The organism is Streptomyces sp. NPDC054841, assembly GCF_053611045.1.
Window position 1 is genome coordinate 1 of sequence record NZ_JBSGZO010000141.1, and the last position, 18,096, is coordinate 18,096.

General features: G+C 68.2%; 18 protein-coding genes. All 18 read left to right on the top strand.

Annotated features, from left to right (window positions below):
• The first annotated feature begins 274 nt into the window (after positions 1-274).
• The 18 genes from ACWGI8_RS20025 (at position 275) to atpD (ending at position 18,062) form a co-directional block, all read left to right on the top strand.
• Positions 275-2,038: a trypsin-like serine protease gene (locus ACWGI8_RS20025; protein WP_453662619.1), complete on the top strand. Its 1,764-nt coding sequence runs from the start codon at positions 275-277 to the stop codon at positions 2,036-2,038.
• 214 nt (positions 2,039-2,252) lie between these two features.
• On the top strand, positions 2,253-3,341 hold the full coding sequence (locus tag ACWGI8_RS20030; protein ID WP_453662620.1) for an LCP family protein: 1,089 nt from the start codon (positions 2,253-2,255) through the stop codon (positions 3,339-3,341).
• A 195-nt stretch (positions 3,342-3,536) separates the two neighbouring features.
• Positions 3,537-3,761: a 50S ribosomal protein L31 gene (gene rpmE / locus ACWGI8_RS20035; RefSeq protein WP_355833260.1), complete on the top strand. Its 225-nt coding sequence runs from the start codon at positions 3,537-3,539 to the stop codon at positions 3,759-3,761.
• Positions 3,762-3,929: 168 nt separating this feature from the next.
• Entirely contained in the window at positions 3,930-5,006 is a 1,077-nt protein-coding gene (gene prfA, locus ACWGI8_RS20040; RefSeq protein ID WP_453662622.1) for a peptide chain release factor 1, read from the top strand.
• 54 nt (positions 5,007-5,060) lie between these two features.
• A complete protein-coding gene (prmC, locus tag ACWGI8_RS20045) occupies positions 5,061-5,942 on the top strand; it encodes a peptide chain release factor N(5)-glutamine methyltransferase (protein ID WP_453662624.1) in 882 nt (293 codons plus the stop codon).
• A 40-nt stretch (positions 5,943-5,982) separates the two neighbouring features.
• The gene (locus tag ACWGI8_RS20050; RefSeq protein WP_453662626.1) at positions 5,983-6,630 is read left to right on the top strand and encodes an L-threonylcarbamoyladenylate synthase; all 648 of its coding nucleotides are present in this window, start codon (positions 5,983-5,985) and stop codon (positions 6,628-6,630) included.
• Positions 6,627-7,277 carry an arsenate reductase/protein-tyrosine-phosphatase family protein gene (locus ACWGI8_RS20055; protein ID WP_453662628.1) on the top strand — a complete coding sequence of 217 codons (651 nt, stop codon included), beginning with the start codon at positions 6,627-6,629 and terminating at the stop codon, positions 7,275-7,277. The genes ACWGI8_RS20050 and ACWGI8_RS20055 overlap by 4 nt, the downstream gene beginning before the upstream one ends.
• 91 nt (positions 7,278-7,368) lie before the next feature.
• Positions 7,369-7,560, top strand: a complete 192-nt coding sequence (locus ACWGI8_RS20060; protein WP_453662630.1) for a hypothetical protein — start codon at positions 7,369-7,371, stop codon at positions 7,558-7,560.
• 181 nt (positions 7,561-7,741) lie between these two features.
• Positions 7,742-9,028 (top strand): serine hydroxymethyltransferase, encoded by a 1,287-nt coding sequence (locus ACWGI8_RS20065; protein WP_453662632.1) that lies wholly within the window; start codon positions 7,742-7,744, stop codon positions 9,026-9,028.
• Between the two features lie 112 nt (positions 9,029-9,140).
• On the top strand, positions 9,141-10,472 hold the full coding sequence (locus tag ACWGI8_RS20070) for an MraY family glycosyltransferase (RefSeq protein ID WP_453662634.1): 1,332 nt from the start codon (positions 9,141-9,143) through the stop codon (positions 10,470-10,472).
• A 276-nt stretch (positions 10,473-10,748) separates the two neighbouring features.
• Positions 10,749-11,186, top strand: coding sequence for a hypothetical protein (locus ACWGI8_RS20075; RefSeq protein WP_453662636.1), 438 nt, complete (start codon positions 10,749-10,751; stop codon positions 11,184-11,186).
• A gap of 274 nt (positions 11,187-11,460) precedes the next feature.
• Positions 11,461-12,231: a F0F1 ATP synthase subunit A gene (gene atpB / locus ACWGI8_RS20080; RefSeq protein ID WP_453662646.1), complete on the top strand. Its 771-nt coding sequence runs from the start codon at positions 11,461-11,463 to the stop codon at positions 12,229-12,231.
• Positions 12,232-12,309: 78 nt separating this feature from the next.
• The gene (gene atpE, locus ACWGI8_RS20085) at positions 12,310-12,546 is read left to right on the top strand and encodes an ATP synthase F0 subunit C (RefSeq protein ID WP_453662638.1); all 237 of its coding nucleotides are present in this window, start codon (positions 12,310-12,312) and stop codon (positions 12,544-12,546) included.
• Between the two features lie 40 nt (positions 12,547-12,586).
• Positions 12,587-13,135 (top strand): F0F1 ATP synthase subunit B, encoded by a 549-nt coding sequence (locus tag ACWGI8_RS20090; protein ID WP_453662639.1) that lies wholly within the window; start codon positions 12,587-12,589, stop codon positions 13,133-13,135.
• Positions 13,132-13,947: a F0F1 ATP synthase subunit delta gene (locus ACWGI8_RS20095; protein ID WP_453662640.1), complete on the top strand. Its 816-nt coding sequence runs from the start codon at positions 13,132-13,134 to the stop codon at positions 13,945-13,947. The genes ACWGI8_RS20090 and ACWGI8_RS20095 overlap by 4 nt, the downstream gene beginning before the upstream one ends.
• Before the next feature lie 121 nt (positions 13,948-14,068).
• A complete protein-coding gene (gene atpA, locus ACWGI8_RS20100; RefSeq protein ID WP_453662642.1) occupies positions 14,069-15,667 on the top strand; it encodes a F0F1 ATP synthase subunit alpha in 1,599 nt (532 codons plus the stop codon).
• Positions 15,668-15,687: 20 nt separating this feature from the next.
• Positions 15,688-16,608: a F0F1 ATP synthase subunit gamma gene (locus ACWGI8_RS20105; protein WP_453662644.1), complete on the top strand. Its 921-nt coding sequence runs from the start codon at positions 15,688-15,690 to the stop codon at positions 16,606-16,608.
• Positions 16,608-18,062, top strand: a complete 1,455-nt coding sequence (atpD, locus tag ACWGI8_RS20110) for a F0F1 ATP synthase subunit beta (RefSeq protein WP_453662645.1) — start codon at positions 16,608-16,610, stop codon at positions 18,060-18,062. Before ACWGI8_RS20105 ends, atpD begins: the two co-directional genes overlap by 1 nt.
• Positions 18,063-18,096 lie beyond the last annotated feature (34 nt).

Sequence of the window (18,096 nt, forward strand, 5' to 3'; positions counted from 1 at the left end):
CCTCCGAGGTGACGGGGCGGTCTCGTTTTGCCCGTGACCCCACCCGCCACTGGTCAACCGTCAGTTGACGCACGTATCATCGCCCAATCGAGGTGGGGGGATTCCACCGCAGCGCCATGAGAGGCCGGGGGGCCTCATTGCCGGCCTGCCCACATGTTCTTGGCGCCCCACCGATGACCCAGTTTCCACCGGTGGGGCGGTTGCGCTCTGCCGGTACAACCCGAGGGGTTACCGCGTGCAGATACGCACCCGTGGTGGTCGGCACAAGCGCCGCATGAGACTTGCGGTACCGGCCGTCGCCGCCGCGCTCGCCCTGGGCGGCACGGCGCTGATGATGTCCGGCTCGCAGGCCGCGGAGGCGGGCGAGCGTCCGGAGATCACCGCCTCCCAGCAGAAGGCCGCTCCGCTCTCGCAGCAGGAGCTGCGCTCCCGCGCGACCAAGGCGATGAAGGCCGACGAGGCCAGCAAGGAGGAGCTCGTCGCCCCGCGGTCGGCCCAGACCACCGCTCCGTCCACGCGCATCATCGGCGGCCAGGAGACCACCATCTCCGCGGCGCCGTGGATGGCCCAGCTCCACTTCGCGGACGCCGAGGGCAACGGCTACTTCTGCGGCGGCGTCGTCGTCGCCCCGTCGAAGGTCGCCACCGCCGCGCACTGCGTCAAGGGCATCAAGTGGTACGAGACCGGCACGGTCATCACCGGCACGGACCAGCTGCCCACCGAGAACCCCGACGGCAGCTGGGACTTCCACGGTGGTGAGCTGCGCGGTGCGTACCGTCAGTGGAACCACCCGCAGTACAGCCCCGTCACGATCGACAATGACGTGGCCGTGCTCACCCTGACCGCTCCGGTCAAGGCCAAGCCGCTGCCGATCATGCAGAACACCGACACGGCGCTCTACACCCCGGGCACGGACGCCAAGGTGTACGGCTGGGGCCGCACCAGCTCCACCGTCCCCGACAGCGGCTCGCAGACGCTCAAGGTCGCGGACGCCGACATCAACTCCAACGCCGCCTGCCAGACCGCGTACGGCTCGGACTACATCGTCGGCCACATGATCTGCGCCGGTGCTGCTCCGACCGGTGACGACGCCACCTCCGAGACCACCTGCAACGGTGACTCCGGCGGCCCGCTGGTGGCCGGCGGCAAGCTCGTCGGCATCGTCTCCTGGGGCGACATCAACTGCTCGGCCCAGGGCAAGTACGGCGTGTACGCGAAGGTGAGCACGTACGCCGCTCCGATCCGCGCCCGGGTCAACGACGCCAACTGGAGCGCCGACCACACCGCCGACCTGCTGGCGCGTCGTACGTCGGACAACAGCCTGTTCACCTGGCACTCCAAGGTCACGAGCCTCGCCCGCACCTACAACCTGGGCGACTTCGGCAACGTCAACCTGCTCGTCCAGAACGACCTGAACGTGGACGACTACGACGACCTGCTGTACCGCGTCGGCAACGGCGACGTGTACTGGGACCACTACGTGCCCGGGACTGGCGGCGCCGAGGGCGACTGGCAGTTCAAGCTCGTCGCCAAGGGCTGGGGCAAGCACAAGCAGATCCTCGTCCCCGGCGATGTCACCGGTGACGACAAGCCCGACATGCTCGCGGTGAACTCCACCGGCTACCTCCACATCTACGCGGGCAACGGCGCCGGCGGCTTCGCCGCGCCCGCCCTGGTCGGCGGTGGCTGGGGGCAGTACAACATGGTCCGCGGTCACGGTGACTTCACCAACGACGGCAAGGCCGACATCCTCGCCCGCACCTCCGACGGCTCGACCTACCTCTACAGGGGCACGGGCAAGGCCTCGGCCCCGTTCGAGGCCCGCCGTCTCGTCGGCAAGTTCACCACCACCAGCTTCACCGCTCTGGTCACCGTCGGTGACGTGAACAGCGACGGTCACGCCGACCTCCTGGCCCGCGACTCCGCCGGCAAGCTCTGGCTCTACCCGGGCAACGGCAACGGCGCCTCGACGGGTGGGATCTTCGCCACACGCAAGGACTTCGGCACCGGCTGGCAGGCGTACAACCTGTTTGGCTGATCCGGCCGAAAACCGCAGGTGAACAAGGGTCTGTGCGCTCCGTGTCACACACGGGGCGCACAGACCCTTTTCTCATTCACCTCTCAGTCACCTGTGCAACCCTTCATGGCGCTCCGCCGTCTCACCAGTGGCGTAACAAAACTTGACAGGGTGGACAAACCGTGCCTGAAAGCCACGGCCGGGGGTAACGGGACCAACAAGGACTTGAGGGGATATGGGCGACCAGAGCAAGGGTCGAATAGGTGGCACGGGCATGCGTCGCAAGCCGCCCACCACGCGACGCAAGGCCGCGACGCTGGCCGCGTGGTCCGCGGCCGGACTGGTGCTCATCGGGGGGTCCGGACTCGGCTACGTCTACATCAAGCTCAACGGCAACATCCAGGGCGTCGACATCAACAACCAGCTCGGCACCGACCGCCCGGACAACGTCGACAACGGCTCCATGGACATCCTGGTCCTCGGCTCCGACTCCCGCGCCGGCGCCAACGGCAAGTACGGCACGGACGAGGGCGGCGCCCGCTCCGACACAGCGATGATCGTGCACGTGTACGAGGGCCACAAGAAGGCCGCAGTCGTCTCCGTGCCCCGCGACACCCTCATCGACCGGCCCCGGTGCGCCGACAGTGACGGCAGGACCGTCCCCAGTGAGCGCCGCGCCATGTTCAACACGGCGTACGAGGTCGGCGGCCCGTCCTGTGCGGTGAAGACCGTCGAGAAGATCTCAGGCATCCGCATGGACCACTACATAGAGGTCGACTTCACCGGCTTCAAGAAGCTCATCGACGAGCTCGGCGGCGTGGACATCACCACCACCGAGCGGATCGACGACTCCAAGAGCCATCTCGACCTCAAGCCGGGCAAGCACACGCTCACCGGTGAGCAGGCCCTCGGGCTCGTGCGCACCCGCAAGTCCGTCGGCAACGGCAGCGACCTCGGCCGAATACAGCTGCAGCAGGCCTTCATCAAGGCGCTGATCCAGCAGGTCAAGGACGTCGGGGTGTTCACCAGCCCGAAGAAGCTCTACGACCTCGCGGACACCGCCACCAAGGCGATCACGCCCGACTCCGAGCTCGACTCGGTCAAGGAACTCGTCGGCTTCGGAAGCGGCCTCAAGGGTCTGGGCGCCGACGACGTGCAGATGATCACGATGCCGGTGGAGTACGACAAGGCCGACCCCAACCGTGTGGTGCCGCTGAAGAAGCAGGGCAAGCAGGTATGGACCGCCCTCAAGAACGACCTGCCGATCCCTGCCTCCGCGACCAAGGGCACCGCGGACGGCCAGGCCCAGGGCGTCGTGAAGTAGCCGGGACCGCTCGGACAGGAGCCAGGACCGCTCGGACAGGAGCCAGGACCTCTCGGACTGGAGCCAGGAATACTTGACGGCCGACCCCGGTTTTGGGAGATACGGCCGGTCCTGGCAGACTGGTACGTCGGCCCCGGTTCACGTATGCGCATCCCGCGTGTGCGACCCGGTGCCCTCCCGAAACTAGGAGACACCTTGAAGCGCGACATCCACCCCGAGTACGTCGAGACCCAGGTGAGCTGCACCTGTGGCGCGTCGTTCACCACCCGTAGCACGATCGACAGCGGCACCATCCGCGCCGAGGTCTGCTCCGAGTGCCACCCGTTCTACACGGGCAAGCAGAAGATCCTCGACACCGGTGGCCGTGTGGCCCGCTTCGAGGCCCGCTTCGGCAAGGCTGCCGGCTCCGCCAAGAAGTAGCGAGCCAACTGCGCCGGTCTTCGGCTGCCCCTGTGCGGGGCGGCCGGGACCGGTGTTTTTGTCGCTGGGGGTCCGGGGGCCACGCGGCGCCAGCCGCTGGTGTCGCAGTCCCCGGAAAACACAGCGCCGTCCCGCAGCTCACCCCGTACGAATGACCAGGAGCCTCCGATGTTCGAAGCGGTCGAGGAACTGATCGGCGAGCACGCCGATCTCGAGAAGCAGCTCGCCGACCCTTCGGTCCACGCCGACCAGGCGAACGCGCGCAAGCTCAACAAGCGGTATGCCGAGCTGACCCCGATCGTCGGCACGTACCGCTCCTGGAAGCAGACCGGGGACGACATCGAGACGGCCCGGGAACTCGCCCACGACGACCCGGACTTCGCCGCCGAGGTGAAGGAGCTGGAGAAGCAGCGCGAGGAGCTCACCGAAAAGCTGCGGCTGCTCCTCGTCCCGCGCGACCCCAGCGACGACAAGGACGTCATCCTGGAGATCAAGGCGGGCGCGGGCGGCGACGAGTCGGCGCTGTTCGCCGGTGACCTGCTGCGGATGTATCTGCGCTACGCCGAGCGCGTCGGCTGGAAGACCGAGATCATCGACTCCACCGAGTCCGAGCTGGGCGGCTACAAGGACGTCCAGGTCGCGGTGAAGACCAAGGGCGGCAACGGCGCGACGGAGCCCGGCCAGGGTGTCTGGGCGCGACTGAAGTACGAGGGCGGTGTGCACCGCGTCCAGCGCGTGCCGGCCACCGAGTCGCAGGGCCGGATCCACACCTCCGCCGCCGGTGTTCTCGTGACCCCCGAGGCCGAGGAGGTCGACGTCGAGATCAACATGAACGATCTGCGGATCGACGTGTACCGCTCGTCCGGCCCCGGCGGCCAGTCCGTCAACACGACCGACTCCGCGGTGCGCATCACCCACCTCCCGACCGGTGTCGTCGCCTCCTGCCAGAACGAGAAGAGCCAGCTCCAGAACAAGGAGCAGGCCATGCGTATCCTGCGCTCCAGGCTGCTCGCCGCGGCCCAGGAAGCGGCCGAGCAGGAGGCCGCGGACGCGCGCCGCAGCCAGGTCCGTACGGTCGACCGCTCCGAGAAGATCCGTACGTACAACTTCCCGGAAAACCGGATCTCCGACCACCGCGTCGGCTTCAAGGCGTACAACTTGGACCAGGTGCTCGACGGGGAACTGGACGCGGTGATCCAGGCCTGCGTCGACGCCGACTCCGCCGCGAAGCTCGCCGCCGCGTAAGCCGTACCGGCGGTGCGAGCCGTCGGACCGACCTGCCCAGCCCGGAGGATCAGCGTGCAGTCGCTCCCCGGGGGACGACCCCCGTACCCCCGCTCCTTGCTGCTTGCCGAGGTGGCCCAGGCCACCCAGCGGCTGGCGGACGCCGGCGTGCCCTCACCCCGCTTCGACGCGGAGGAGCTCGCCGCGTTCGTCCACGGCGTCAAGCGTGGTGAGCTGCACCTGGTCAAGGACGCGGACTTCGACGCGCGCTACTGGGAGGCCGTCGCCCGCCGCGAAGCCCGCGAGCCGTTGCAGCACATCACCGGACGTGCCTTCTTCCGCTATCTGGAGCTGCAGGTCGGTCCCGGCGTGTTCGTGCCCCGCCCGGAGACCGAGTCGGTCGTCGGCTGGGCCATAGACGCCGTACGCGCCATGGATGTCGTCGAGCCGCTCGTCGTCGATCTGTGCGCGGGCTCGGGCGCCATCGCCCTCGCCATCGCACAGGAGGTCCCGCGCTCGCGCGTGCACGCCGTGGAGCTGTCCGACGACGCCATCGGGTGGACGCGGAAGAACGCCGAGGGCTCCAGGGTCACCGTCCATCAGGGCGACGCCCTCAGGGCCCTCCCCGAGCTCGACGGCCAGGTCGACCTGGTCATCTCCAATCCGCCGTACATCCCGCTCACCGAGTGGGAGTATGTCGCCCCCGAGGCACGTGACCACGACCCGCAGATGGCCCTCTTCTCCGGTGAGGACGGTCTCGACACGATCCGCGGCATCGAGCGCACCGCGCACCGGCTGCTGCGCCCCGGCGGGCTCGTCGTCGTCGAGCACGCCGACACACAGGGCGGCCAGGTGCCGTGGATCTTCAACGAGGAGGCCGGCTGGGCGGACGCGGCCGACCACCCCGACCTGAACAACCGCCCGCGCTTCGCGACCGCCCGCAAGGCCATGCCGTGATTACCCGCACTGTGACGACCGTGTACCAGGAGGCCCGCTGATGGCTCGGCGATACGACTGCAACGACGCTACGGATCGCACCACCGGCCTGCGTGAGGCCGCATCGGCCGTCCGTCGCGGCGAGCTCGTCGTGCTGCCCACCGACACCGTGTACGGCATCGGTGCGGACGCGTTCAGCTCGGAAGCGGTCTCCGACCTGCTGGAGGCCAAGGGGCGTGGCCGCAACATGCCCACGCCCGTCCTCATCGGCTCGCCGAACACCCTGCACGGCCTGGTCACCGACTTCTCCGAGCAGGCGTGGGAGCTCGTCGACGCCTTCTGGCCGGGCGCGCTGACGCTGGTCGCCAAGCACCAGCCGTCCCTCCAGTGGGACCTCGGCGACACCCGCGGCACCGTCGCCATCCGGATGCCGCTGCACCCGGTCGCCATCGAGCTGCTCACGGACGTCGGCCCGATGGCGGTGTCGTCCGCGAACCTGACCGGACACCCGGCGCCCGAGAACTGCGATGCCGCGCAGGACATGCTCGGCGACTCGGTCTCCGTCTACCTCGACGGCGGCCCGACGCCCGGAATCGTGCCGTCCTCCATCGTCGACGTCACCGGCAAGGTGCCGGTGCTGCTGCGCGCGGGCGCGCTGGACGCGGACGAGCTGCGCAAGGTCGTACCCGACCTCGAGGTGGCCAGTTGACTGCCCCTGAGGGGCGTGGCATAGGCGGTGCGGTCGCCGCCGGCGACACGTTCAGAATCCTCCACGTCAGCACCGGCAACGTCTGCCGCTCGCCGATCACCGAGCGGCTGACCCGCCATGCCCTCAGCCACCGCCTGGGCGACTCTCTCGTGGGCGGGCTGATCGTCGAGAGCGCGGGCACCTGGGGCCACGAGGGCGCCCCCATGGAGGCGAACGCCGCGGCGGTCCTCGCCGATTTCGGCGCGGACCCGAGCGGCTTCGTCGGCCGCGAACTGCTCGACGAGCACGTCATCCGCGCGGACCTGGTGCTGACCGCCACCCGCGACCACCGCGCCCAGGTCATCTCCATGGGCCACTCCGCGGGCCTGCGCACCTTCACCCTGAAAGAGTTCACCCGCCTCGTCCGCGCGATAGACCCGGCCACCCTCCCGGACCCCCTGGGCGAAGGCGTCGTCGAGCGGGCCCGTGCCCTGGTCCGCGCGGCCGCCGCGCTGCGCGGCTGGCTGCTGGCGCCCAGCGCGGAGGCGGACGAGGTGTACGACCCGTACGGTGCGCCGATCACCTTCTTCCGCTCGATCGGTGACGAGATCCACCAGGCGCTGGATCCGGTGGTCACGGCGCTGACGGGTGTCTCGAATCGCGCATGATCTGCGCCGCACAGCTGTTGGCCGAATTCGGTTGTCCGCCCCCTGCCGCCGTGTAAGGCAGGAGCGCAATCTCGTACGCCAGGGCCGACAGGTGGAGATTCTCACCGAACTCGCTGGGCTGAGCCTGGTCGGCGGGCTGCTGGGCGCCTCCCTCGAAGTGCTCACCGTCCCGGGTGTCGCTCACTCCCGGGAGCGGACCGGCGTCATCTCCACGCTCACGGTGGCCGCCGCGCCTGCCATTCGGACGGCCCGTATCCAGCCGGTCGAGGGATTGCGCCACTGAGCCGAGGCACTGCGCCGGTGAGCGCACGCTGTTGAACGACCGCTGTCGAACGGACGCCACTGAACGGATGCCGCTGAACGGTCGGCAGGGGACCGAAACTCCCCGCCGATCGGCAGGCAGCGGCAGCGTGCGCGGCCTACATTGGTCGCACGCACCCGTTTCCGAGGCCCCGGAGCCCGAGATGCCGGTCAGCAGCACTGAAGCACCAGCCGCATCAATCGCCTCAACCGCGTCAGCCGCCACGCTCGCGCCGCCGCTGGAGGCGCTGCGCCGGCAGGATCCGGAGATCGCCGAGGTGATCATCGGCGAAGTGGCCCGGCAGTCGGACAGCCTGCAGCTGATCGCCGCGGAGAACTTCACCTCGCCCGCGGTCCTCGCCGCCCTCGGCTCCCAGCTCGCCAACAAGTACGCCGAGGGCTATCCCGGCGCCCGTCACCACGGCGGCTGCGAGCTGGTCGACGCCGCCGAGCGGATCGCCGTCGAGCGGGCGACCGCCCTGTTCGGCGCCGAGCACGCCAATGTGCAGTCGCACTCCGGTTCGTCCGCGGTGCTCGCGGCGTACGCGGCGCTGCTGCGGCCCGGTGACACGGTGCTCGCGATGGGCCTGGCGTTCGGCGGGCATCTCACCCATGGCTCACCGGCCAACTTCTCCGGCCGCTGGTTCGAGTTCGTCCCCTACGGAGTCGACGCCGAGTCCGGACTCCTCGACTACGAGCAGGTACTCAGGCTCGCCTGCGAACATCGGCCGAAAGCGATCGTCTGCGGCTCGATCTCGTACCCCCGCCACCCCGACTACTCCGTGTTCCGGGAGATCGCCGACGAGGTGGGCGCCTATCTGATCGCCGACGCGGCTCATCCGATGGGCCTGATCGCCGGGGGAGCGGCGCCCAGTCCCGTCCCGTACGCCGACGTCGTCTGCGCGACCACGCACAAGGTGCTGCGCGGCCCGCGCGGCGGGATGATCCTTTGCGACAGCCATCTGGCGGAGCGCATCGACCGGGCGGTGTTCCCCTTCACCCAGGGCGGCGCCCAGATGCACACGATCGCGGCCAAGGCCGTCGCGTTCGGCGAGGCGGCCACACCGAACTTCACGGCGTACGCCCATCAGGTGGTGGCCAACGCCAAGGTCCTCGCCGAAGGGCTGGCCTCGGAGGGCTTCGCGATCACCACCGGCGGCACCGACACGCACCTGATCACCGCGGACCCCTCTCCGCTCGGCGTGGACGGCCGTACCGCCCGCGGCCGGCTCGCCGCCGCCGGTCTGGTGCTGGACACCTGTGCGCTGCCCTACGGGGACGGGCGCGGCATCCGGCTGGGCACCGCCGCCATCACCACGCAGGGCATGGGCGAGGCGGAGATGGCGAGGATCGCTGTGCTGTTCGCCACGGCGCTGAGCGCGGAGGCCGACGAGAGCCGCCGCGTCCGCGAAGAAGTGCGTGAACTGGCCGGGAGATTTCCGCCGTATTAGGGGTAGACGGGCCCCCGTGCAACCATTGGCGCCGCACGTATGTCCTCAAGCATGTGGCCAACAAAGCTAGGGTGTGGGGCTGAGATGGCCAGCGATTCCTGTGGGGCAGCCCGTGCGTGATTACCTGCTGACGCTCTGTGTCGCGGCCGCGGTGACCTATCTGCTGACCGGTCCGGTGCGGAAGTTCGCCATCGCGACCGGAGCGATGCCGGAGATCCGTGCCCGCGACGTACACCGAGAACCGACGCCGCGGCTCGGCGGCATCGCCATGTTCTTCGGCCTGTGCGCGGGGCTGCTCGTCGCCGACCATCTGTCGAATCTCAACAGCGTCTTCGAGCTCTCCAACGAGCCGCGGGCGCTGCTCTCCGGTGCCGCGCTGATCTGGCTGATCGGTGTGCTGGACGACAAGTTCGAGATCGACGCGCTGATCAAGCTGGGCGGCCAGATGATCGCCGCGGGTGTGATGGTGATGCAGGGTCTGACGATCCTGTGGCTGCCCATCCCCGGCATCGGCACCGTCTCGCTCACCCAGTGGCAGGGCACACTGCTCACGGTCGCCCTGGTCGTCATCACCATCAACGCGGTGAACTTCGTGGACGGCCTGGACGGTCTCGCCGCGGGCATGGTCTGCATCGCCGCCGCCGCCTTCTTCCTGTACGCGTACCGCATCTGGTACGGCTACACGATCGAGGCCGCCGCCCCCGCGACGCTGTTCACGGCCATCCTCATGGGCATGTGCCTGGGCTTCCTGCCGCACAACATGCATCCGGCGCGGATCTTCATGGGCGACTCCGGCTCGATGCTGATCGGTCTGGTGCTGGCCGCCTCCGCGATCTCGGTGACCGGACAGGTCGACCCGGACGCGCTGAAGCTGTTCGAGGGCAGCACCCGCGAGGCCACACACGCGGCACTGCCGGTGTTCATCCCGCTGCTGCTGCCGCTGACGATCATCGCGATCCCGGTCGCGGACCTGCTCCTGGCGATCGTCCGCCGCACCTGGAGCGGCAAGTCGCCGTTCGCGGCCGACCGCGGGCATCTCCACCACCGGCTGCTGGAGATCGGGCATTCGCACAGCCGCGCCGTCCTGATCATGTACTTCTGGTCCGCGCTGATCGCCTTCGGTGTCGTGCTCTACTCGGTGCACTCGGCGTCGATGTGGATCGTCTTCGCGATCGTCGTGCTGAGCTTCGTGGGCCTGGTGCTCCTGCTGCTGCCGCGCTTCACCCCGCGCGCCCCGCGTTGGGCGGAGGCCTTCGTTCCGCCGCGCTACCGGCGCCGTCGTCCGCAGCCCGCGTTGACGCTCTCGTACGGCAAGACGGGTGAGGAAGCGGCCGGCGAGCCCCCGGAAGAGCGCATTCCGGTGCCCGCCGGCATCAATGGAGCGACCGCGATCGGCTCCCGTTCGCGCTTCACGGACCGGCGTAAGGCCGGAACGCCCGGTTGACGTTCTCGCGACAGGCGAGTCCGCTTTTCGGGCCAATACCAGACAAACCGGTCCGCTGTCGTGCACACACGCGCAGGGTCACTCTCATGTGTGAGAGTTGGCACACTCTCGGGTAAAGACCTATTCAAATAGTTTGTGATACGGTTCACGAGAGCCGGAGACAGAGCCGAAAGACCGTAGTGCGACGGTCTCTTCGGCCGCGAGACACACCTCGGACCGGATCTACGCTCGTCCATGACGACACCACTGCCCCCACCACCATGCGGAGCTGCCGCCATGCCGTCCAACGACGTCCGGACTCTTCTTCAGACCGTCGTACCCACCGCTGCCGCCGGCGCGATCGCCGCCGTGATCAGCGGTGTGGTCGCCGGCGGCAAGGGAGCCCTCGGCGCTGTCGTCGGCACGCTGGTGGTCATCGTCTTCATGGGCATCGGGATCGTCATCCTGCAGCGGACCGCGAAGAGCCTCCCGCAGCTGTTCCAGGCGATGGGTCTGATGCTCTACACGACGCAATTGCTCGTGCTGTTCGTCTTCATCGCCGCCTTCAAGAACACGACTCTGTTCGAACCCAAGACGTTCGCGGCCACGCTTATCGCGGTGACGCTCGTCTGGGTGGCTGCTCAGGCCCGTGCCCACATGAAGGCCAAAATCCTTTACGTCGAGCCGGAGCCGTCCGATGCCCACAAGGGCGAAAAGACGGGGCCGTCGTCGTGACGGGTAGGGCCGGGATAAGCGAGCGTTCGCGATCCTGCTATCGTCCGGTGCCAACTGCGGCACTGCGGGCGCGGGCATCTGAGCTGACGCCTGCTCGATCGCGAGGCCTCGATGCCTGACCGCCGCCCCCACATCCGAAACACCAGTCCGGTGCCGACTCGCGGCTGCGCGCCGCGCCGACACAACGAGGTTGCCGAACCCATGCGTCACGCCGAAGGAGCCCGCGGTGAGTGCTGAACAGACCACGCTCGCCTTTGACTGGAGCTGCCGCATCATGGCCGACAACGGCTGTGGCTTTCCGGCACCGGGCCTCCACTCCTTTCTCTTCAAGCCGATGGCCACCGTCGGCGGCTTCGAGTTCAACAAGGTGATGCTGCTCGCGCTGATCACCACGCTTGTCGTCGTCGGCTTCTTCTGGGCGGCCTTCGGCAAGGCGAAGGTGGTGCCGGGCAAGCTCCAGATGATCGGCGAGGCCGGCTACGACTTCGTGCGCCGCGGCATCGTCTACGAGACCATCGGAAAGCGTGAGGGCGAGAAGTACGTCCCGCTCATGGTCTCGATCTTCTTCTTCGTCTGGATCATGAACATCTGGTCCGTGATCCCGCTGGCCCAGTTCCCGGTGGCCTCGATCATCGCGTACCCGATGGTGCTGGCGCTCCTCGTCTACGTGATCTGGGTGTCGCTGACCTTCAAGCGCCACGGCTTCGTCGGCGGCTGGAAGAACATCACCGGTTACGACCCGTCGCTCGGCCCGATCAAGTGGCTGGTGTCGTTCATCGAGTTCTTCTCGAACCTCCTCGTGCGCCCGTTCACGCACGCGGTCCGACTCTTCGCCAACATGTTCGCCGGTCACCTGATGCTGGTGATGTTCACGGTCGCCTCCTGGTACCTGCTGAACAGCTGGCTGATCCCGGCCGCCGGCGTCTCCTTCGTGATGACGATGGGCATGATCGGTTTCGAGCTCTTCGTCCAGGCCGTCCAGGCGTACGTCTTCGTACTGCTGGCCTGCTCCTACATTCAGGGTGCTCTCGCCGAGCACCACTGAGTAATCCCGCCCCGCACCACCCCGGAAACGTCCGGTGGCCAACCCCCACCGGTCCGTAAATGAAAAGGAAGAATCAGCATGGCTGCCACTGAGACCCTCGCCGCCGTCACCGGTTCGCTCGGCTCCATCGGCTACGGCCTCGCCGCCATCGGCCCCGGCGTCGGCGTTGGCATCGTCTTCGGTAACGGCACCCAGGCTCTGGCCCGTCAGCCCGAGGCTGCCGGCCTGATCCGTGCCAACCAGATCCTCGGCTTCGCCTTCTGTGAGGCGCTCGCCCTCATCGGCATCGTTATGCCGTTCGTTTACGGCCAGTGATCTAACCCATCACTGACCACTTTCGACGAAAGGCACTGATGTGATCGCCAACCTCGTACAGCTGGCGGCCGAGGAGAAGCAGAACCCGCTTGTTCCTCCTGGCCCCGAGCTGCTCGTCGGCGCCATCGCCTTCGCCATCGTTTTCTTCTTCCTCGCCAAGAAGCTCCTCCCGAACATCAACAAGGTTCTGGACGAGCGCCGCGAGGCCATCGAAGGCGGCATGGAGAAGGCCGAGGCGGCCAAGGTCGAGGCCCAGAGCGTGCTGGAGCAGTACCGCGCTCAGCTCGCCGAGGCCCGTCACGAGGCCGCGCGTCTGCGCCAGGAGGCGACCGAGCAGGGCGCCGCGATCATCGCCGAGATGCGCGCGGAAGGCCAGCGGCAGCGCGAGGAGATCGTCGCGGCCGGCCACGCCCAGATCGAGGCCGACCGCAAGGCCGCGGCGTCCGCGCTGCGCCAGGACGTGGGCAAGCTCGCCACCGACCTGGCCGGCAAGCTGGTCGGTGAGTCCCTCGACGACCACGCCCGCCAGAGCCGCACCATCGACCGCTTCCTCGACGAGCTCGAGGAGAAGGCCGAGGCTGCCCGATGAACGGAGCGAGCCGCGAGGCGCTGGCTGCCGCACGCGAGTCCCTCGACGCGCTGACCGACAACACGTCGGTCGACGCGGCGAAGCTCGCCGAGGAGCTGGCCGCCGTTACCGCGCTGCTCAACCGCGAGGTGTCGCTGCGTCGGGTCCTGACCGACCCGGCGCAGGCCGGTGAGGCCAAGGCCGAGCTGGCTGCGCGGCTGCTGAGCGGTCAGGTGGGCGGCGAGACCGTCGACCTGGTCTCCGGCATGGTCCGTTCCCGCTGGTCGCAGTCGCGTGACCTGGTGGACGCGGTCGAGAAGCTGGCGGCCACCGCCGACCTCACCGCTGCCCAGCAGGCCGGCGTGCTCGACGACGTCGAGGACGAGCTGTTCCGGTTCGGCCGGATCGTCACCTCCAGCCCCGAGCTGCGGGCGGCGCTGACGGACCGCACGGCGAAGGCCTCAGCCAAGGGCGAGCTGCTGCGCAGCCTGCTCGGCGGCAAGGTCAGCCCGGTCACCGAGCGGCTGGTCGTGCGTCTTGTGACCGCGCCCCGGGGACGTAGCCTGGAAGCGGGACTCGAGTCCCTCTCCAAGCTCGCCGCGGCGCGCCGGGACAGGATCGTCGCGGTCGTGACCTCGGCGGTGCCGTTGACCGACCAGCAGAAGCAGCGGCTCGGAGCCGTGCTGGCGAAGCTGTACGGCCGCGACATGCACCTGAACCTGGACGTGGACCCCGAGGTCCTCGGCGGGATCTCGGTGCGCGTCGGCGACGAGGTCATCGACGGCACGATCGCGGACCGGATCGCCGAGGCGAACCGCCGCATCGCCGGCTGACAGCCACCAACTCAAAAAGCATTGCTAGAGCGGCCCGGTTGGGCCGCAGAGGATTCCTGGGGGTCGCCCCCAGACCCCCAAAGTGAAACTTCGGGCCCAACAAGGAGAGCAGGGAACCCAGATGGCGGAGCTCACGATCCGGCCGGAGGAGATCCGGGACGCGCTGGAGAACTTCGTCCAGTCGTACAAGCCGGACGCGGCCTCGCGCGAGGAGGTCGGTACGGTCAGCCTTGCCGGCGACGGCATCGCGAAGGTCGAGGGCCTTCCCTCGACCATGGCCAACGAACTGCTGCAGTTCGAGGACGGCACCCTCGGCCTCGCCCTCAACCTCGAGGAGCGCGAGATCGGTGCCATCGTCCTCGGTGAGTTCAGCGGTATCGAGGAGGGCCAGCCGGTCCAGCGCACCGGCGAGGTCCTGTCCGTCGCCGTCGGCGAGGGCTACCTCGGCCGCGTTGTCGACCCGCTCGGCAACCCGATCGACGGCCTCGGCGAGATCGAGACCTCGGGCCGCCGCGCCCTTGAGCTGCAGGCCCCCACGGTCATGCAGCGCAAGTCGGTCCACGAGCCGATGGAGACGGGCTACAAGGCCGTCGACGCGATGACCCCGATCGGCCGTGGCCAGCGTCAGCTGATCATCGGCGACCGCCAGACCGGCAAGACCGCCCTGGCCGTCGACACGATCATCAACCAGCGCGACAACTGGCGCTCCGGCGACGTGAACAAGCAGGTCCGCTGCATCTACGTCGCCATCGGCCAGAAGGGCTCCACCATCGCGTCCGTGCGTGGCGCGCTGGAGGAGGCCGGCGCCCTGGAGTACACGACGATCGTCGCCGCTCCGGCGTCCGACCCGGCCGGCTTCAAGTACCTGGCGCCGTACACCGGTTCGGCCATCGGCCAGCACTGGATGTACGAGGGCAAGCACGTCCTCATCATCTTCGACGACCTGTCGAAGCAGGCCGACGCCTACCGTGCCGTGTCCCTGCTGCTGCGCCGCCCGCCGGGCCGTGAGGCCTACCCGGGTGACGTCTTCTACCTGCACTCGCGTCTGCTGGAGCGCTGCGCCAAGCTCTCCGACGAGATGGGCAAGGGCTCGATGACGGGTCTGCCGATCGTCGAGACCAAGGCGAACGACGTGTCGGCGTTCATCCCGACCAACGTCATCTCCATCACCGACGGCCAGTGCTTCCTGGAGTCCGACCTGTTCAACGCCGGTCAGCGTCCGGCCCTGAACGTCGGTATCTCGGTCTCCCGAGTCGGTGGCTCCGCCCAGCACAAGGCGATCCGCCAGGTCTCCGGCCGCCTCCGTGTGGACCTCGCCCAGTACCGCGAGCTGGAGGCGTTCGCCGCCTTCGGTTCCGACCTGGACGCCGCGTCGAAGGCTTCGCTGGAGCGCGGTAAGCGCATGGTCGAGCTGCTGAAGCAGCCGCAGTACGCCCCGTACTCCACCGAGGACCAGGTCGTCTCCGTCTGGGCCGGTACCAACGGCAAGATGGACGACGTTCCGGTCGCGGACATCCGCCGCTTCGAGGCCGAGCTCCTTGAGTACCTGCACCGCGAGCAGAAGCCCCTCATGACCTCCATCATCGAGGGCGGCAAGATGTCGGACGACACCATTGCCAAGATCGCGGAGCAGGTCGACACCTTCAAGAAGCAGTTCGAGACCTCCGACGGCAAGCTCCTCGGCGAGGACGCTCCGGCCGCCGTCAACGTCTCGAAGTGACGACGGAAGGGACCTGACTCATGGGAGCACAGCTCCGGGTCTACAAGCGTCGTATCAAGTCGGTCACCGCGACGAAGAAGATCACCAAGGCGATGGAGATGATCTCCGCCTCGCGCATCGTCAAGGCGCAGCGCAAGGTGGCAGCCTCCACGCCGTACGCGACCGAGCTCACCCGCGCGGTCACGGCGGTGGCGACCGGTTCGAACACCAAGCACCCGCTGACCACGGAGGCGGACGCCCCGAGCCGCGCCGCGGTACTGCTCATCACGAGCGACCGCGGTCTGGCCGGCGGCTACTCCTCCAACGCCATCAAGACGGCCGCCCGGCTCACCGAGCGGCTCCGTGGCGAGGGCAAGGACGTCGACACCTTCATCGTCGGCCGCAAGGGTGTCGCCTACTACGGCTTCCGTGAGCTCAAGATCGCGGACTCGTGGACCGGCTTCACCGACAACCCGTCGTACGCGGACGCCAAGGCGGTCGCGGCGCCCCTGATCGAGGCGATCGAGAAGGAGACGGCCGAGGGTGGTGTGGACGAACTCCACATCGTCTTCACCGAGTTCGTCTCGATGCTGACGCAGACGCCGGTGGACAACCGGCTGCTGCCGCTCAGCCTCGCGGAGGTCAACGAGGAGACGGACAGCAAGAAGGGCGAGATCCTTCCGCTGTTCGACTTCGAGCCGTCGGCGGAGGACGTCCTCGACGCCCTGCTGCCGCGGTACGTCGAGAGCCGGATCTACAACGCTCTGCTGCAGGCCGCCGCTTCCGAGCACGCGGCCCGCCGCCGGGCGATGAAGTCGGCGACCGACAACGCGGGCGAGCTGATCAACACGTATTCCCGACTTGCCAACGCGGCCCGCCAGGCCGAAATCACCCAGGAAATCAGCGAGATCGTCGGTGGCGCGAGCGCCCTGGCCGACGCGACCGCGGGGAGTGACTACTAATGACCACCACTGTTGAGCCGACCGCTCCTGCTGGCGTGGCCACTGGCCGCGTCTCGCGGGTCATCGGCCCGGTTGTCGACGTGGAGTTCCCCGTCGACGCGATGCCGGAGATCTACAACGCGCTGACCGTCGAGGTCGCGGACCCGGCCCAGGCCGGCGCCACCCGGACCCTGACTCTCGAGGTTGCCCAGCACCTCGGTGAGGGTGTGGTCCGCACGATCTCGATGCAGCCCACCGACGGTCTGGTCCGCCAGGCCCCGGTGACCAACACGGGCAAGGGCATCACCGTCCCGGTCGGCGACTTCACCAAGGGCAAGGTGTTCAACACCCTCGGTGAGGTGCTGAACGAGCCGGAGGCCAACGGCCAGGAGACCGAGCGCTGGGCGATCCACCGCAGGGCCCCGAAGTTCGAGGACCTCGAGTCGAAGACCGAGATGTTCGAGACCGGCCTGAAGGTCGTCGACCTTCTCACCCCGTACGTCAAGGGTGGAAAGATCGGTCTGTTCGGTGGCGCGGGTGTGGGCAAGACCGTCCTCATCCAGGAAATGATCATGCGTGTGGCCAAGCTGCACGAGGGTGTTTCCGTGTTCGCCGGTGTCGGTGAGCGCACCCGTGAGGGCAACGACCTCATCGCGGAGATGGAGGAGTCCGGCGTTCTGGACAAGACCGCGCTGGTCTTCGGCCAGATGGACGAGCCCCCGGGCACCCGTCTGCGCGTGGCCCTGGCCGGTCTGACCATGGCGGAGTACTTCCGCGATGTGCAGAAGCAGGACGTGCTGTTCTTCATCGACAACATCTTCCGCTTCACCCAGGCCGGTTCCGAGGTGTCCACCCTGCTCGGCCGTATGCCGTCCGCGGTGGGTTACCAGCCGAACCTGGCGGACGAGATGGGCCTCCTGCAGGAGCGCATCACCTCGACCCGTGGTCACTCGATCACCTCGATGCAGGCGATCTACGTCCCCGCGGACGACCTGACCGACCCGGCGCCGGCCACCACCTTCGCCCACCTCGACGCGACGACGGTTCTGTCCCGTCCGATCTCCGAGAAGGGCATCTACCCCGCGGTGGACCCGCTGGACTCCACGTCCCGCATCCTGGACCCGCGCTACATCTCGCAGGACCACTACAACGCCGCCATGCGCGTCAAGGGAATCCTGCAGAAGTACAAGGACCTCCAGGACATCATCGCGATCCTCGGTATCGACGAGCTGGGCGAGGAGGACAAGCTCGTTGTCCACCGTGCCCGTCGTGTCGAGCGCTTCCTGTCCCAGAACACCCACGCGGCGAAGCAGTTCACCGGTGTGGACGGTTCGGACGTTCCGCTCGACGAGTCGATCGCCGCGTTCAACGCGATCTGCGACGGTGAGTACGACCACTTCCCCGAGCAGGCGTTCTTCATGTGCGGTGGCCTCGAGGACCTCAAGGCCAACGCCAAGGAGCTCGGCGTCTCCTGAGTCCCGTGACTCACAGAGGGGGGCGGGTCCCGCC

Excerpts from the sequence above, each read along its gene's own strand:
- ACWGI8_RS20025 (WP_453662619.1), top strand. The coding sequence starts at position 275 with ATGAGACTTGCGGTACCGGCCGTCGCCGCCGCGCTCGCCCTGGGCGGC.
- ACWGI8_RS20030 (WP_453662620.1), top strand. The coding sequence starts at position 2,253 with ATGGGCGACCAGAGCAAGGGTCGAATAGGTGGCACGGGCATGCGTCGC.
- prfA (WP_453662622.1), top strand. The coding sequence starts at position 3,930 with ATGTTCGAAGCGGTCGAGGAACTGATCGGCGAGCACGCCGATCTCGAG.
- ACWGI8_RS20050 (WP_453662626.1), top strand. The coding sequence starts at position 5,983 with ATGGCTCGGCGATACGACTGCAACGACGCTACGGATCGCACCACCGGC.
- ACWGI8_RS20065 (WP_453662632.1), top strand. The coding sequence starts at position 7,742 with ATGCCGGTCAGCAGCACTGAAGCACCAGCCGCATCAATCGCCTCAACC.
- ACWGI8_RS20075 (WP_453662636.1), top strand. The coding sequence starts at position 10,749 with ATGCCGTCCAACGACGTCCGGACTCTTCTTCAGACCGTCGTACCCACC.
- atpB (WP_453662646.1), top strand. The coding sequence starts at position 11,461 with ATGGCCGACAACGGCTGTGGCTTTCCGGCACCGGGCCTCCACTCCTTT.
- atpE (WP_453662638.1), top strand. The coding sequence starts at position 12,310 with ATGGCTGCCACTGAGACCCTCGCCGCCGTCACCGGTTCGCTCGGCTCC.
- ACWGI8_RS20095 (WP_453662640.1), top strand. The coding sequence starts at position 13,132 with ATGAACGGAGCGAGCCGCGAGGCGCTGGCTGCCGCACGCGAGTCCCTC.
- atpA (WP_453662642.1), top strand. The coding sequence starts at position 14,069 with ATGGCGGAGCTCACGATCCGGCCGGAGGAGATCCGGGACGCGCTGGAG.
- ACWGI8_RS20105 (WP_453662644.1), top strand. The coding sequence starts at position 15,688 with ATGGGAGCACAGCTCCGGGTCTACAAGCGTCGTATCAAGTCGGTCACC.
- atpD (WP_453662645.1), top strand. The coding sequence starts at position 16,608 with ATGACCACCACTGTTGAGCCGACCGCTCCTGCTGGCGTGGCCACTGGC.